This window comes from Longispora fulva, assembly GCF_015751905.1.
Lineage (GTDB): Bacteria > Actinomycetota > Actinomycetes > Mycobacteriales > Micromonosporaceae > Longispora > Longispora fulva.
Window position 1 is genome coordinate 550,815 of the sequence record NZ_JADOUF010000001.1, and the last position, 15,017, is coordinate 565,831.

Annotated in this window: 10 protein-coding genes; 5 read left to right on the forward strand and 5 right to left on the reverse strand. The window is 73.6% G+C overall.

Translation table 11 applies throughout. The features are described 5' to 3' along the window. Positions 1–36: 36 nt before the first annotated feature. On the forward strand, positions 37–828 hold the full coding sequence (locus IW245_RS02380; protein ID WP_197001552.1) for an alpha/beta fold hydrolase: 792 nt from the start codon (positions 37–39) through the stop codon (positions 826–828). 5 nt (positions 829–833) lie between these two features. On the opposite strand, the gene IW245_RS02385 is transcribed toward IW245_RS02380, so the two are convergent. Together IW245_RS02385 and IW245_RS02390 are read right to left on the reverse strand one after the other, a co-directional pair. Beyond that, entirely contained in the window at positions 834–3,635 is a 2,802-nt protein-coding gene (locus IW245_RS02385; protein ID WP_197001553.1) for an ATP-binding protein, read from the reverse strand. A gap of 38 nt (positions 3,636–3,673) precedes the next feature. Further along, on the reverse strand, positions 3,674–4,993 hold the full coding sequence (locus IW245_RS02390; protein WP_197001554.1) for a tetratricopeptide repeat protein: 1,320 nt from the start codon (positions 4,991–4,993) through the stop codon (positions 3,674–3,676). A gap of 181 nt (positions 4,994–5,174) precedes the next feature. On the opposite strand from IW245_RS02390, the gene IW245_RS02395 reads away from it, so the two are divergent. The 3 genes from IW245_RS02395 (at position 5,175) to IW245_RS02405 (ending at position 8,937) form a co-directional block, all read left to right on the forward strand. Further along, positions 5,175–7,151, forward strand: a complete 1,977-nt coding sequence (locus tag IW245_RS02395) for a M4 family metallopeptidase (protein ID WP_197001555.1) — start codon at positions 5,175–5,177, stop codon at positions 7,149–7,151. Positions 7,152–7,429: 278 nt separating this feature from the next. Continuing rightward, entirely contained in the window at positions 7,430–8,179 is a 750-nt protein-coding gene (locus IW245_RS02400) for a response regulator transcription factor (RefSeq protein WP_197001556.1), read from the forward strand. Positions 8,180–8,253: 74 nt separating this feature from the next. Continuing rightward, entirely contained in the window at positions 8,254–8,937 is a 684-nt protein-coding gene (locus IW245_RS02405; RefSeq protein WP_197001557.1) for a DUF4097 family beta strand repeat-containing protein, read from the forward strand. A gap of 72 nt (positions 8,938–9,009) precedes the next feature. Here IW245_RS02405 and IW245_RS02410 read toward each other — a convergent pair whose 3' ends face one another. After that, positions 9,010–10,674 carry a methyltransferase gene (locus IW245_RS02410; protein ID WP_197001558.1) on the reverse strand — a complete coding sequence of 555 codons (1,665 nt, stop codon included), beginning with the start codon at positions 10,672–10,674 and terminating at the stop codon, positions 9,010–9,012. Positions 10,675–10,707: 33 nt separating this feature from the next. After that, on the reverse strand, positions 10,708–11,880 hold the full coding sequence (locus tag IW245_RS02415) for a 4-hydroxybenzoate 3-monooxygenase (protein ID WP_203787709.1): 1,173 nt from the start codon (positions 11,878–11,880) through the stop codon (positions 10,708–10,710). Positions 11,881–12,507: 627 nt separating this feature from the next. Here IW245_RS02415 and IW245_RS02420 point away from each other — a divergent pair. Then, positions 12,508–13,353, forward strand: coding sequence for a patatin-like phospholipase family protein (locus tag IW245_RS02420; protein ID WP_197001560.1), 846 nt, complete (start codon positions 12,508–12,510; stop codon positions 13,351–13,353). 507 nt (positions 13,354–13,860) lie between these two features. On the opposite strand, the gene IW245_RS02425 is transcribed toward IW245_RS02420, so the two are convergent. Then, entirely contained in the window at positions 13,861–14,955 is a 1,095-nt protein-coding gene (locus IW245_RS02425; RefSeq protein WP_197001561.1) for a calcium:cation antiporter, read from the reverse strand. Positions 14,956–15,017: the final 62 nt, after the last annotated feature.

The window sequence follows — 15,017 nt, forward strand, 5'->3', positions numbered from 1 at the left end:
ATACGGTGCGGACCGGTTGACCACGAGGGAGTTTCGATGTCCACAGTCCTGTCGGCGGACGGTACCCGGATCGCCTACGACCGGTACGGTCAGGGCCCAGCGGTCGTGCTGGTCGGCGGCGCGTTCCAGGTCCGGGGCAACCCGAGCCTGACCGGCCTCGCGGAGTGGCTGGCCGACCGGTTCACGGTGTACAGCTACGACCGGCGCGGCCGTGGGGACAGCACCGACACCGCGCCGTACGCGGTCGAGCGGGAGATCGAGGACCTCGGCGCGCTGATCGCGGCCGCCGGAGGCTCGGCAGCGGTGTTCGGCGTCTCCTCCGGCGCGGCCCTGGCCCTACGCGCAGCCCGGGTCCTGGCGGTGACCAGGCTCGCGGTGTACGAGCCGCCGTTCGTCGTCGACGACAGCCGCCCCCCGGTGCCCGAGGACTACCTGGCCACCGTGGACCGGCTGATCGCCGGGGACCGCAGGGCCGAGGCGATCGGGTACTTCACGACGGCGGCCGTCGGACTGCCGGCCGAGATGACGGTCGGCATGGATCAGTCGCCGTACTGGCCGGTGATGCTGTCGGTGGCGCACACCATCGGCTACGACGGCCGGGTGATGGGGGAGAGCATGTCCGGCCGGCCGCTGCGGGCCGAGTGGGGCGAGGTGCCGGTGCCGACGCTGGTCCTGGCGGGGGCGCAGACCTTCGGCTGGTTGCTCACCGGGGTGGCCCAGCTGGCCTCGATGGTGCCGGACGCCCGGCATGTGGTGCTCGACGGGCAGACCCACGAGGTGCGGCCGGAGGTGGTCGGGCCACTGCTCGCGGAGTTCCTGGCCGGGTAGGGGGTTCAGGTCGTGGCCCCGGTGCCGAACTCGCGCCGGGACCTGACCCCGAGCTTGCGCATCGCCTTGGCCACGTGTTCCTCGACCGTCCGTTCGGACAGGAACAGGGTCGCGGCGATCTCCCGGTTGGAGTGCCCGAGCCCGGCCAACCGGACCACGTCGCGTTCCCGGGGGGACAGCTCGGTGCCGTAGCCGCGCCGGCCTCGGCGGGGGGACACCCGCAGGCCGTGGGCGCGGAGTGCCGCCCGGGCCCGGGCCGCGTCCCAGGCGGCGCCGAGCCGGTCGTACGTCGCGATCGCCTCGCCCAGCGGCCCGGCCCCGTCCCGCCCGGCGGCCAGCAGGCAACGGCCGGCCGCCTCGGTGGCCTGTGCGGCGTCGTACGGGCGGGGCAGTTCCGCGTACGCCGCGGCGGCCCGCCGGTACCCGTCGGCTGCTTCTGCCTGTGCGCCCGTGGCCTCGGCCAGTCGGGCCGCGCAGTCCAGGACCGCCGCCGCGGCCAACGGCGCGTGGAGTCCGTCGACCCCGGCGGTGAAGGCCGCCGACCAGTCCCGGGCCTCGGCCGGGTCGTGGCGGGCCAGCGCCGCGACGGCCGTCGGCAGCAGGTCGGCGCCCCAGGGCCAGCACCCGACCGCGCCGACCGCGGCCACCTCCCTCCGGGCCGTGGACACCGCCTCGTCGAGGTCACCCCGGCTGACCAGGAGCCGGATCAGGCCGGGGGCGGCCTCGGTGCGGTACTCCAGGGTCGTGTCGGCCGGATCGGTCGCCAGGACCTGGCGTAGTCGGATCTCCGCCGAGGCGAGGTCGGCCGTGGCCAGGTCGTGCAGGCCGCCGATCGTGGCCAGCCCCGGGGCGACCCGCGACGGGCCGTCCTCGCGCAGCTCGCCGATCCGGGTCTCCAGGTCCGTCCAGTGCCCGGTAGCCCAGTCCAGGCGCAGGGCCGCCGTCCGGTACGTGATCCGGCCCAGCCGCTCCGGGAACGACGCGGGGTCACCGACGAACGCGAGGATGTCGGCGGCCCGACGGTACCGGCCACTGTCGACCGCGGTGATGGCAAGGTTGCCCCAGCCCCGGGCGACCTGCAGCCGCTCCTGCGGGGTGTCGGCCCCGGTGGGCAGGGCCGCGATCAGCCGTTCGGCGTCGGGGGAGTGCAGGCTGTCGAGGGTGTAGGCCTGGTTCATCCGCACCGCCAGCCGCACGGCCGGATCGGGCACCCGGGGCAGGAGCGCGACGGCCCGGTCGAGCCAGCCGAGGTGCTCGGACAGCGCGACGTCGCGCCGGCCCATGGGCATGGCGAGCGCGGCCATCGCCCGGGCGGCCAGCGCCGGCTGGTCGGCGAGTTCGTCGACCGCGCGGACGAACGCGGCGTAGGAGGCCAGGTCCTGCCCGGCCGAGCGCAGTACCAGCGCCAGGTCGAGGCGGATCTCTCCGCGGGCCTCGTCCGGCAGCAGGGGATCTGCGAGCACCCGGGGCAGCAGCCGCATGCTCTCCTCCGGCGGCAGCCCGTACATGGCGGCCTTGCCGAGTTTTCTGGCCAGGCGGGCGAAGTTGTCGGCGGGCAGGTCCAGGGTGTCGAGCGCCGCCCGCAGGAGTGCGGCGCCGGCCGCGTCGTCGCCCCGCGCGGTGGCGGAGTCGGCGGCGAGTTCGGCGTGCCGGACGGACTCGAGGTACTGCCCGCAGCGGCGGTGGTGCTCGGCGAGCCGGGCGTGCGGCGGGTCGGCCACAGTGGCCAGCACCGCGGCGGCGCGGGCGTGCAGGGCGCGCAGGCGCAGGTCACCGAGGTGGTTGTAGACGGCGTGTTGGGCCAGCGCGTGCCGGAATCCGTACCCGCCGCCGGGCAGCGACCACAGCAGTCCGGCGCTGACCGCCCCGGTGACCGCTGCGGGGTCCGATCCGCCGGCCACGGCGAGCAGCAGGTCGGCCGGGGCGGGGGTGCCGAGGACGGCGGCGGCGTGCGTGACGGCGGCGGCGTCCGGGCCGGCCAGGGCCAGCCGGGCCCGGATCGGGTCGCGGATGCCGGCCGGGACCACCCGGGGGTCGAGCCGGCCCGGGGTTTCCAGCCCCTCGAACAGGCTGAGAACCTCCTCGACGGCGAACGGTATCCCGGAGGTGCAGTCGTGCAGGTCCCGGGCGAACTCGGCGGGGACCGGTGCGCCGAGAAGGTCGGCGGCCAGCGCCGCGACCTCGGCCGGGTCGAGGGGTTCCAGCGCGAGGTGCGTGCACCGCGTCCGGTCGGCCATCCCGGCCGGCAGGGCGGCCACGGACAGCTCGGCGGGTCCCTCGTCCGGCCGGTACGTGCACACGAGGGTCACTCCGGCCACCGGCGTGCGGGTCAGGTACCGCAACAGGTCGTAGCTGTGCGCGTCGACCCAGTGCAGATCCTCCAGTACCAGGACGACCGGGGCCAGTGCGCCGAGCACTTCGGCCACGGCGCGCATGACCCGGTGCCGGTCGGTGGCCGGGTCCCCGGAGGGCGGCAGGGCCGGCGGCAGGATGCCGGACAGCTCGGGCAGGAGCGGGTGCAGCGCGCCGGCCACGGGGCTGAGCCGGGTTGGGTCCAGCGGGGCCCGCATCGTGCCGAGCGCCTCGATCACGGGTCCGAACAGGAACGGTTCGCCGACCGGATGACAGTGTCCGGTCAGCACGCGGCGGCCGGCCAGCGCGGTCGAGCCGAGGAGTTCGGCGAGCAGCCGGGTCTTGCCGATGCCGGCCGCGCCGCCGATCAGGACGAGGCCACCTGGGCCGGTGACCGCCGCGGAGACCGACCGCAGCTGCGGCTGCCGGCCGATCATCGATCGTGCGACCCGCATCCCACCCTCCCCGCCATCGATTCTTCCGGTACCGGCACTCAGGTCGCCGTCTCCAGCGCGAGCAGCCCGTCGCGGTACGCGGCGCTGGCGTCGGCGTGCCGTCCCCGCGCGGTGAGCACGTCGCCGAGCAGCCGGGCGGTGACCGCGATCTCGGCGCGCAGCGTGGCCGGAACGCTCAACCGCAGCGCCCGGCGGAGACTGGCCTCGGCGGCGGGCAGGTCGCCGAGGTCGAGGTGCAGCTGGCCCAGGTACCTGTGCGCCTCGGCCCGCAGCGGCACCTCCTGGCCCCGGTCGAGCTGGTCGACGGCGTACCGCAGCAGCTCCATCGCCCCGGTGTGGTCGCCGGTGCGGCGCAGCACGTCACCGAGTTCGGCGGCGAGCATCGCCTCGTCGGTGCGGGCGTCGATCGCGTGCAGGATGTCGCGGCCGGTGCGCAGCTCGGTCACGGCGGCGTCGAGGTCGCCGCGCCGGGCGTGCGCGTACCCGAGCGCCCAGTGGCACAGCCCCAGTTCGCGGCGGAAGTCCAGCTGGTCGAGCAGGCTCTGGGCCTTGGCGAGCGAGGCCAGCGCGGCGTCGGTGTGCCCGTCGGCGATCAGCGAGCGGGCGACCTGGGTGTGCATGGTGGCCAGCATCCGGGGGTCGCTGGCCCGGGGCGCGAGTTCGAGGGCGGCCCGGGCGGCGGTGGCGGCGCGTTCCGGGCTGCCGAGGTCCATGTAGGCCAGCACCAGCCCGCCCCGCAGGTACAGCAGCGCGTCGGGGTCGGCCAGGCCGGTGGTCTCCAGTCCCCGGATGGTGGTCTCCAGCAGGTGCACCGCGTAGCTGGAGTCCCCGAGCGTGCGCGCGCAGGCCGCCCGCACCGCGATCATCGGCACCCGGGCCGGCAGCGGCTGGTCGGAGAGCAGGTCCTCGGCCCGGCCGGCGAGGACCGCGCACCCGCTGGGGTCCCCGTCGCGGAACGCGACCATGCCCTGCAGGAGGACGGCCTGGGCCAGGGGCTCGACGAGCTGGTGCCGGTCGGCCGTGGCCGCGATGTCGGCCAGCTCGGCCCCGGTCGCCGAGGTCGGGCCGGCGGAGAGGGCGTGGCGGACCTCGGCGAGCCGCAGTCGTAGCCCGCTGACCAGGTGCGGCGGGTGGCCGAGGCCCAGCTCGGCCTCGGTGACGCCGAGCCGGTCGGCGAAGTGCCGCAGGGCCCGTTCGGACGGCCGGCGGCGGCCGGACTCGACGGCGGACACGAACGCGTTGGTGAACTGCGGAGCGGCAAGCTGCTGCTGGGTGAGGCCCCGTTCCTGGCGCAGCCGCAGCAGCCGCTGGCCGACGGACGTGTCGATCGGCCCGGTGGGCTGCGGATCAGCGGTCATCGCCGGGGTCTCCCTCCTCGCGGGAATGCGCAGCATACCCGCTGCTCACCATGCTGCCAGCTTCCTGAAGAAGTTGTTAACACATCTATGCACCTGAGTTAACCACGTGGTTGATTGTCCGGGCCCGGTCGGCCCCCTCGGCGTTCGGCCGGTCCCTTCCCCTTAACCCAGTGAGGACCTCATGCAACGCAGACATCTGTTAGCGGCGGGCGCGGCGGTGGCCGTCGCCGTCGCCGGTTCGGTGACCATGGCCCTCACGGCCAGCGGCTCCCCGGGTACCGCGGCCGCGCAGCCCGCGACCAGCTCCGTCAGCTACGGCGTCCCCGACCAGGCCGCCGCCGTGGCCACCAGCGACCAGGTGGTCACCGGCCAGCCGGCGGTGGTGCACGCCTCGGCCGCCGACTCCTTCGCCCAGCGCGCGGCGGTGAGCACCCCGCAGGGGCTGCAGTACGTCACCTACGACCGGCGGTACAAGGGACTGCCGGTGGTCGGCGGGGACGTCACCGTGGTCACCGACGCGGCCGGCAAGCTGCGGTCCACCTCGGTCGCGCAGAACGCGACGATCGACGTGTCGACCACCCCGACCGTGACCGCGGAGCAGGCCAAGGCGACGTCCCTGGCCCAGCTCACCGGTGGGGCCAGGACGGTGGACCGACAGCGGCTGGTCGTGCTGGCATGGGACAGCCCCGTGCTTGCCTGGGAGACGGTGGTCGACGGCGTCGTGGCGAACGGTCCGGCCCGGCTGCACGTCTTCGTCGACGCGGGCACCGGTCGGATGGTCCGGTCGTACAACGAGATCGTGGCCGGCGAGGGCACCAGCAAGTACAACGGTCCCAACCCGCTCCAGATCGACACCACCCACTCGGGCGGTTCCTACACCACGGTCGACCCGAACCGGCCCGGCCTCAAGTGCACCGACTACGACACGAAGCAGCCCTTCTCCCGCTCCGAGGACAAATTCGGCAACGGTTCCGGCACTGACCGGGAGACCGGTTGCGTCGACGCGTTGTTCGCCGCCCAGCACGAGTGGGACATGCTGAAGAACTGGCTGGGGCGCAGCGGCATCGACGGCCAGGGCCATGGCTTCGAGGTCCGGGTGGGCCTCGGCGACGTCAACGCCTACTGGGTGCCCCAGGACAGTCACATCGAGATCGGCCACAACAAGGCCGGCAACTGGATCACGTCGATGGATGTCGTGGGCCACGAGTTCGGACACGGGCTCGACCAGTACACCGGCGGCGGCGCCGCCGGTGACGGTGAGCACGGGCTGGGCGAGGGCACGGGTGACATCTTCGGTGCGCTCACCGAGGCCTACGCGAACGAGCCCTCGCAGTACGACTCGCCCGACTACCTCGTCGGCGAGATGATCGACCTGGAGGGCAAGGGCCCGATCCGCAACATGGCCGAGCCGGAGAAGTCCAACTACTCCTCCTACAACTGCTACTCCTCGGCCATCCCGAACGCGGAGGTGCACGCCGCCGCCGGCCCGATGAACCACTGGTTCTACCTGCTGGCCGAGGGCACCAACCCGGGCAACGGCAAGCCGACCAGCCCGACCTGCAACAACGGCGGCACCCTCACCGGCATCGGGATCAAGGACGCGGGCCTGGTGTTCTACCACGCGATGCTGGCCAAGCCGTCCAACATGACCTACAAGAAGTACCGGACGCTGACCCTGCAGTCGGCCAAGGACCTCGACAACACCTGCGGCTACTTCGCCAAGGTCAAGGCCGCCTGGGACGCCGTCAGCGTGCCGGCCCAGTCCGGTGACCCGACGTGCTCCGGCTCCACCCCGACCGCCTCGCCGTCGGCCAGCCCGCGGCCGTCCGGCACGCCGAGCACGTCGCCGTCCCCGTCCGCGTCGCCCTCGTCCTCGCCGACCGGCCAGCCGGGCACCGTGACCGTGACCAACCCCGGTGACCAGGCGGCGTTCACCGGGTGGTCGATCTGGCCGGTGCAGGTCAAGGCGACCTCCAGCAACGGCGGCACGCTGACCTTCTCGGCGACCGGGTTGCCGCCGGGGCTGTCGATCAGCTCCACCGGCAACATCACCGGCACGCCGACCACGGGTGGCACGTACACGGTGAAGGTGACCGCGACCAGTAGCGGCGGCGGCACCGGCAGCACGACCTTCTCCTGGCAGATCTACCAGTTCTGACCAGGCCCGGTCCCGGGCGCCCGACGTGAGGGGAGGGCACCCGGGACCGACCCCGTTGCTCTGCCCGGCGGCAACGGGTCCGGAGCCGGGCCCGGGGCGCGGTCGACAGCGGCGCCCCGGGCCCGGCGTTTCCCCACCCCCGTGAGAGGTCCCGGATGGTCCTGTTCCCACACCACCCGCGACTCGCGGTCTGGACGGGCGGCCCGGGACCCACGGCGTGAGAACCCGTACCAGCACGGGTTGTTCGCGCCCCGCCCACCGCCGATGCTGTCGTGATTATGGCAACTATCCTTCTTGTCGGAAGTCAGTCCGCGCGGCGGGCGGCGGTGGCCGACGCGCTCGGCGGCGCCGGGCACCAGGTGTGGCCGGCGCCGACAGCGTTGGCCGCCCTACGCCGGCTCGACGGCGGCCGGCCGGACGCGGTGATCGTCGAGTTCGAGCTGGCGGACCTGGACCCGGCGACAGCGGTGCGCACGATGCGCGCGGTGTCGGCGGCCCCGGTGCTGGTGCTGTCCGGCCCGCTCGCCGAGGACCAGGTGATCCGGCTGCTGGCCGCCGGCGCCGATCAGGTGCTGGCCCGCCCGTTCTCGGTGCGGCACTTCCTCGCCCGGCTGCAGGCGATCCTGCGCCGGCCGCCGCCGGTCGACGAGAACGACCCCGGCTCGACGATCGCGGTCGGACCGCTGGTGGTCGACCTCGTCGGGCGGTCGGCCACTCTGGACGCCACACCCCTGGTCCTCACGCGCAAGGAGTTCGACCTGCTGGCCTACCTCGCGGTCCGCACCGGGCAGACCGTGACCCGGCGCGAGCTGGCCGAGGCGGTGTGGCGGCACGACGGGGAGAGTTGCGAGCGGACCGTGTACGTGCACCTGTCGTGGCTGCGCCGCAAACTCGGCGAGACCGCGGCCCGGCCGCGACTGCTGGTCACGGTGCACCGGGTCGGCGTCAAACTGGTCGACCCCACCACCCGGATCCGGCTGTTCGACGAGGTCGCCCGGGACGTGGCGGCCAACCAACGGTGGAGCTAGGCCGGGGGATCTCAGGGTGGCCCTCCGGGTACTCCCCGATAGTGGCCCCGATCGAGATCTTGCACGATGGGTACATGACGAGGTCGAGGGTGTTCGCGGTGGGAATGGTCGGACTGGCGCTGGTCGGCACGGCGGCGGGCTGTCGGATCCAGACCGGCGACCGGTCCCAGGTCGACTCCTCCTACGAGGTGACCGAGGCGGCCACCCGCCTGGAGGTCACCGGCAAGGCCGGCGCGATCAGGGTGACCACGGGGGACGGTCCGATCGTGGTCCGCGAGCACGTGACGTACCGGCAGGGCCAGCCGGCGACGAAGCACGACCTGTCCGGCGGGGTCCTGCGGCTGACCAACGACTGCCGGGACTCCTGCGAGGTGGACTACACGATCCGGGTGCCCGCGACGCTGGCCGCGAAGCTGGTCAACGACGAGGGCCTGATCTCCGTCGCCGGCCTCACCGGAGACCTCGAGGTCCGCACGGACGCCGGCCTGGTCGAGGGCACCGCGCTAGGCGGCAGGACGGTGAAGGTCACCGCCGACGCCGGCAAGGTGTCGCTCGGCTTCACGGGCGTGCCCGACGAGGTGACCGCGAAGAGCACCGCCGGCGAGGTGGAGATCGTGCTGCCGGCCGGGACCAGCTACCGGGTCAGGGCGTCGAACACCGTCGGCTCGAGCAAGGTGTCGGTACAGACCAGCGACGCGTCCACCCACGTCATCACGGCGAGCACCGACATGGGCAGCCTGGAGGTCCGCAACGGGTAGTGCCGGGGGCTTCCTCCGGACCTGACAGAACCGGGTGGTTCACGGCCGGTCGGGAGGTCGCCCCCGGCGGCGTCAGCCGGTGACGTCCGGCCGGGCCGTCCTGCGGGCGTGCAGCAGGGTGGCGTCCAGCGGCAGCGACCGGTGGCCGACGAGGGACAGGCCCGCGTCGTCGAGCAGCCGGGCGTAGTGCGCCAGGGTGCGTTCGCGACCGCCCACGTTGCACATCATGTGCAGGTCCCACGCGGTGGCCAGCGAGGCCGCGCCGTCGGTGGGCAGGACCCGCTCGACGATCAGCAGGGTGGCGTGGGCCGGCATGGCGTCGGCGCAGTGCCGCAGGATCTCCCGGCAGCGGTCGTCGTCCCAGTCGTGCAGGATCCGGGCGAGGACGTAGACGTCGGCGCCGGGCGGCACGTCGGCGAAGTCGCCGGCCACGTACGCGCAGCGCTCCGCGCAGCCGGCCACTGCCAGCGAGCGCCGGGCGCCCGCCAGCACGTGCGGCCGTTCGAGCAGCACCCCGGTCAGGTGCGGGTGCGCGGTCAGGATCCGGCCGAGCAACGCGCCGTTGCCACCGGCGATGTCGACGACCCGCCGCGCGGAGTCGAACACGGGGTGGGCGGGGACGGGTTCGAACATCCGCGAGCTGGCGGCCATGGACCGGTCGAACAGGTCCGCCAGCTCGGGATGCCGGGCGAAGTGGGCGAAATGATGCTCGCCGAAAGTGTGCTCGAAGGCGTCCCGCCCGGTGCGCACGGCGTGTGCGAGCTGGGCGAAGGACCGGTAGAACGGTCCGGCGTACAGCAGCGCGAGGGGGCGCATCGAGTGCGGTTCGTCGGCACGTAGCAGCGCGCCGAGTTCGGTGAGCCGGAAACCGTCGCGGCCCCACGCCACCACGCCGAGCATCGCCAGGTACCGCAGGAGCCGGGCCAGGCCGTCCGGGTGGGTACCGGTCGCGCGGGCCAGGTCGGCGACGTCCGTGTCCGCGCGGGTGTCCATGGCGTCGGGCACCCCCAGTTCGGCAGCCGCCGCGAGTGCCTGGGTGGTCCACGCGCCGGTCAGGAGGCGCAGCAGCCGCTCGGCCGGCTGGTCGGCGTGGGGTCCGAGATGGACGTCGAGCACGTCGCGGTGGTCGCCGGGCGCGTACAGTTCCAGCCGCTGGTAGCGCACCTTCGCCTGCGGGGTGCCGAAGTAGAACACCGTGGCGTCCTCGTGCGGGTTGTAGCCGCCGCCGTCGGGGACCGCGCCGCGGCGGAGCAGGATCGCACGCAGGCCGTGCAGTACCAGGGGATCGGGGTCGTCGACCGCGAAGGCGACGTGCGCCTCGTCCTCGTTGGCCCGTTCGTGGCGGGCGAGTTCCGCCAGGTCCGAGCCCGGGGGGACGGGCAGCACGAACACCTCGACGGTCCGGTGGACGCCGTCCGGGCCGTGCACCGGTGGCCGCAGGATCGTGACGTCGAGGGTGTCCGCGCCGCGGCGGTGCCGTTCGGCCAACCGGTCGCGCACGACCACGCTCGGCCGCGGGGCCTGGTCCGACAGCAGGCCCGACGCGGCCAGTTCGGCGCGCAGCGTCTCCGGGTCCGGCGGGAAGACGACCAGGGCGGCGTGCGAGAACCGGCACCGCTCGGCCAGTGCGCGGGTCTCCAGGCCGTCGAGCTCCGGTAACAGGAACGGCAGCAGCGCGGCGGCGTCGTGCTCGCGGACGAAGGCCGCGGTCGCCCGCAGCCGGAAAGTGTCAGTCATCATCGGCTTTCTGCTCAGTGGCCTGCCGGGGCGTCAGACCCCGACGTAGTTCTCCGCGAACCAGTCCTGCGCGCTGCGCGACGTGCGCAGCGACGCGAGCCGGGAACGTTGCAGGGCGGCGTCGAACGGGGACGCGCTGTGCAACAGGTGGACCATCCAGTGCGTGAACTCCTGCGCCCGCCAGACGTGCGCCAGGGCCCGCGCGGAGTAGTCGGCCAGCGGTCCGGGACTGGCGTGCCGCAGGTCGTCGATCAGCGCCTCGGCCAGCAGTTCGGCCTGCAGGACAGCGAGGTTCGCGCCCTTCGCGGCGCACGGGCTGATCAGGCTCGCCGCGTCGCCGGCCAGTACCAGCGAGCCGTGCCGGAGTTCCTCGAGCACATCGGACTCCAGGTCGAGCACGGCCCGGTCCAGGATCGGGCCCCGGTGCAGGGGCCCGTAGCGGTCGGCGCGCAGCCGGACCGACAGTTCCGCCCAGATCCGGTCTTCGGTCCACGCCCCGGCGGCGGTGCCGCGCTCGCACTGGAGGTAGTAGCGGGTGACCCGCGGGCCGCGCGCCATGTGCCCAGCGAACCCCCGGTCATGGACGGCGTAGCCGACCGCGTCGAGGCTGGGCGGGGCCTCGGCGAGCACGGCCAGCCAGGTCACCCCGTGGTCGCGGTGCCGACGGACGGCCGCCGGCAGCGAGCGGCGGGCCGCCCCGTGCCGGCCGTCGCAGCCGGCCACGTACCGGGCCGGCCAGTGCCCGACGGCCCCGTCCGGGCCGCGCGCGGTGACCTGGGGCCGGGTGGAGTCCGCCCCGGTCACCGCGAGCGCCTCGGTCGAGAAGTGCACCCGTCCGCCGACCGCCAGGTACTCGGTCAGCAGGTCCGTGACCAGCTCCTGTTGCGGGTAGACGGTGTGCGGCTCGCCCCGGCCGAGGGTGGCGTAGTCCAGGGTGAACCGCCCGTCGTCGGTGCGGAACTCGCACCGGCTGTGCTCCCGGCCCGCGCGGCGCAGGCCCCCGGCCAGGCCGTGGCGGTCGAGGATCCGCACGGTGTTCGGGGCGAGGAAACCGGCCCGGGCCCGGGTCCGCACCCGGTCCGTGGTCTCGCGTTCGAGGATGAGGCAGTCGATGCCGGCGCGGTGCAGGAGGTTGCCGAGGAGGAGCCCGGCCGGACCCGCGCCGAGAATGACCACGTCGGCCGCGCGCGGGCCCTGAGCATCCATCACAACTCAGGATAATAATCAGACAAAGACGACATAACGGACTGAAATGCATATAAACAGTGAATTTTATGCAGGCGAAGGTGCGGTGCCCAGTCGCGCGGCACCTCGGCCACGTCGGAAGTCATCGGGTCGCCTGGCACGGCACCCGCTCGGTGAGGCGCAGGCCATGCTGGTGCCGGCGGCGAACGCCGAGCGGGGCGACGCGGTGCGCGGTACTGGAGACGGGTCGAGGCGCTCACGACCAGCCGCGGACTCGTGCCGGTCGCTGTGGAGTGTCAATGGGGTCGGCTACGCTGCGTGTGTGCGGTCAGCCGACTCCGGTGGCGCGCACAGCGATCGGGGAGGGTGCCATTCGCCTGGCCCAGCTCCACAGTCGCCCGCGCACCGAGACAACCCGATGACCAGGGGTCGACCCGGGCGCCCCCGCCACCACGACGTCCGGCCTCGACGTCCGCACTGTCCTCGACGGCTTCGCCGCCCGCTACGAACTGGGAGACCCGTGACCATGCACACCGCGACACCCCTCGCGGTCGACACCGCCGTGGCCGCCGTACGCGTCACGACACCGACCGACCGAAACAGGCCCGCCACCATCGGTGCCGCCCGCACGCTCAGCGGGGTGCGGAAATGACGACCGCGCTGGTCCTCGCCGGCGGCGGGGTCGCCGGCATCGCCTGGGAGCTTGGCGTGTTGCGCGGCCTCGCCGACGCCGATCCCGCCCTGGCCGAGCGGGTCCTGGCCGCCGACCTGATCGTCGGCACCTCGGCGGGTGCGTCCGTCGCCGCGCAGATCACGAGCGGCGCGCCGCTCGACGAGCTGTACGCGGCGCAGCTCCTCCCGGAGACCGCGGAGATCGAGGTCGACGTCGACCTGGCCCAGCTGTTCGCGGAACTTGGCGCGATCCTGACCACCGCCACCGGGCCGACCGACGCGGGCCGCCGGATCGGCGCGCTGGCGCTCGCCGCCTCGACCGTCGATCCGGCGGCCAGGCTCGCCGCGGTCGCGGCCCGGCTGCCGGTCCAGACCTGGCCGGACCGGAACCTGCTGGTCACCGGGGTGGACGCCGCGACCGGCGAACTGGCCGTCTTCACCCGCGAATCGGAGGTCAGCCTGTGTGACGCGGTCGCGGCCAGTGCCGCCGTGCCCGGCGTCTGGCCGCCCGTCGCGATCGGCGGCGCTGACTACGTCGACGGTGGCGTGCGGTCGCTGACCAATGCGGACCTCGCCGCCGGGGCCCACCGGGTCGTGGTCATCCACCCGGCGCTCGCCGGGGCGCCGCAGCCGTTCGGTGATCTCGCCGCTGAGACCGCCGCGCTCGGGCCTGTCGCGGTGCAGGTGATCAACGCCGACGAGGCGTCGGTCGCCGCGTTCGGAGCCAACCCGTTGTCCCCGCTGACCCGCGCGGCCTCCGCCCGGGCCGGTCGGGCGGTGGGCGCGGCCCAGGCCCGTGCGTTGGCGGCCTGCTGGGCCTGAGTACGGTGCGGTGCGGTTCCCGCGTCCGGCGGGAGCCGCACCGCGTGTTCACACCGAGCTTCCGTCGCGCCCGTACGAGGCCCGGTGGCAGCCGCGACGCCGAGGGACGTGCGCAGGAAGTCGGCCTCCAGGCACGGGGAGCCGCCGTCGATCCGAACCGTCCACAGTGAACCGCCGGCCGTGAAGGCGACGACCCGCAGGTCCCGGTCGGTCGCATACCCGGTCAGACCGTGGTCCGCGCCGACGAGGGGTCGTTCGTGGCCGTCCTCGAACAACCAGAGCACGCGGCGGGCGTCGGACCCGGACACCGACCGGACGAACAGCACCCGCCCGCCGTCCGGCGACACCGAGAACTGGCCGGGCACCCCGAGCGAGAAGCGGCGGGTACGGACGAACTGGTGGGAGAGCGCGGAGGGCATCCGGCAAACTAGCCCCCTCGTGGCCTGCGTGTCCGGCCCGATCGGTACTCCGGCGGCACGGCTCCTCGTACCCGAAGAGGTGTCAGTATCAAGGGTTGATGGACAAGAAGACGAACGCGCCGAACAGGACCAGGTGCACCATGCCCTGGAGCCGGGTCGCACGGCCTGGTACCAGGGTCAGGGTGCCGACCACCACGGTGAGGGTGAGCAGCACGGTCTGGGTGGCACCGAGGCCGAGCAGGAGCGGGCCGTCCAACCAGATCATCGCGACGGCGATCGCAGGGATGGTCAGGCCGATGCTGGCCATGGCGGAGCCGAGTGCCAGGTTGAGGCTGATCTGGAGCTGGTCGCGTCGGGCGGCGCGTACCGCCGACAGGGTCTCAGGAGCCAGAACCAGCAGGGCGATCACCACGCCGACGAAGGACAGCGGGAAGCCGACGGCCCGCACGCCGGACTCGATGGCCGGCGACTCGACCTTGGCCAGGCCGACAACGGCGACCAGAGCGGCCAGCAGCAGGCCGAGGCTGGTCAGGGTGGCCCTGAGGGTCGGCGGCGCGGCGTGTTCGGCGCGGATGCCCGGCTCCGCCGTGGTCACCGGCAGGAAGAAGTCCCGGTGCCGCACCGTCTGGACGGCCACGAAGCTGGCGTAGAGCACCAGGGACGAGGCCGCGGCGAAGGCCAGCTGCCCGGGGGAGAACTCCGGTCCGGGCCGGCTGGTGGTGAACGTCGGCAGGACCAGGCTCAGACCGGCGAGCGAGGCGACGGTGGCCAGCGCCGCGCCGCTGCCCTCCGCGTTGAACAGCGTCTCGCCGAACCGGAGCGAACCGGCCAGCAGGCACAGGCCGACGATGCCGTTCAGGGTGATCATCACGGCGGCGAAGACCGTGTCCCGGGCCAGTGAGGAGGCGCCCTCCCCGCCGGGGACCATCAGGGTGATGATGAGGGCGACCTCGATCACGGTGACGGCGACCGCCAGTACCAGGGAACCGAAAGGTTCACCGACCCGGTGCGCGACCACCTCGGCGTGGTGCACGGCGGACAGTACCGCGCCGCCGAGGACCACCGCGACCACGCCGACCAGGAACGGCCCGGGCTTGCGTCCCCAGGTCAGCGCGAGGGCCAGCAGAGCAAACACCGGAAGGACGTTCGCCGTGACCATCAGCGGCGAGCGGCGAGTCGTCATAACAGTGGTCTACCGGATGCCGCACCTCCGCGACCCGCGAACGGGAGAACCTGCGGGGTACG

Coding starts and splice junctions, on each gene's coding strand:
- IW245_RS02380 (WP_197001552.1), top strand. CDS start 37: ATGTCCACAGTCCTGTCGGCGGACGGTACCCGGATCGCCTACGACCGG.
- IW245_RS02385 (WP_197001553.1), bottom strand. CDS start 3,635: ATGCGGGTCGCACGATCGATGATCGGCCGGCAGCCGCAGCTGCGGTCG.
- IW245_RS02390 (WP_197001554.1), bottom strand. CDS start 4,993: ATGACCGCTGATCCGCAGCCCACCGGGCCGATCGACACGTCCGTCGGC.
- IW245_RS02395 (WP_197001555.1), top strand. CDS start 5,175: ATGCAACGCAGACATCTGTTAGCGGCGGGCGCGGCGGTGGCCGTCGCC.
- IW245_RS02400 (WP_197001556.1), top strand. CDS start 7,430: ATGGCAACTATCCTTCTTGTCGGAAGTCAGTCCGCGCGGCGGGCGGCG.
- IW245_RS02405 (WP_197001557.1), top strand. CDS start 8,254: ATGACGAGGTCGAGGGTGTTCGCGGTGGGAATGGTCGGACTGGCGCTG.
- IW245_RS02410 (WP_197001558.1), bottom strand. CDS start 10,674: ATGACTGACACTTTCCGGCTGCGGGCGACCGCGGCCTTCGTCCGCGAG.
- IW245_RS02415 (WP_203787709.1), bottom strand. CDS start 11,880: ATGGATGCTCAGGGCCCGCGCGCGGCCGACGTGGTCATTCTCGGCGCG.
- IW245_RS02420 (WP_197001560.1), top strand. CDS start 12,508: ATGACGACCGCGCTGGTCCTCGCCGGCGGCGGGGTCGCCGGCATCGCC.
- IW245_RS02425 (WP_197001561.1), bottom strand. CDS start 14,955: ATGACGACTCGCCGCTCGCCGCTGATGGTCACGGCGAACGTCCTTCCG.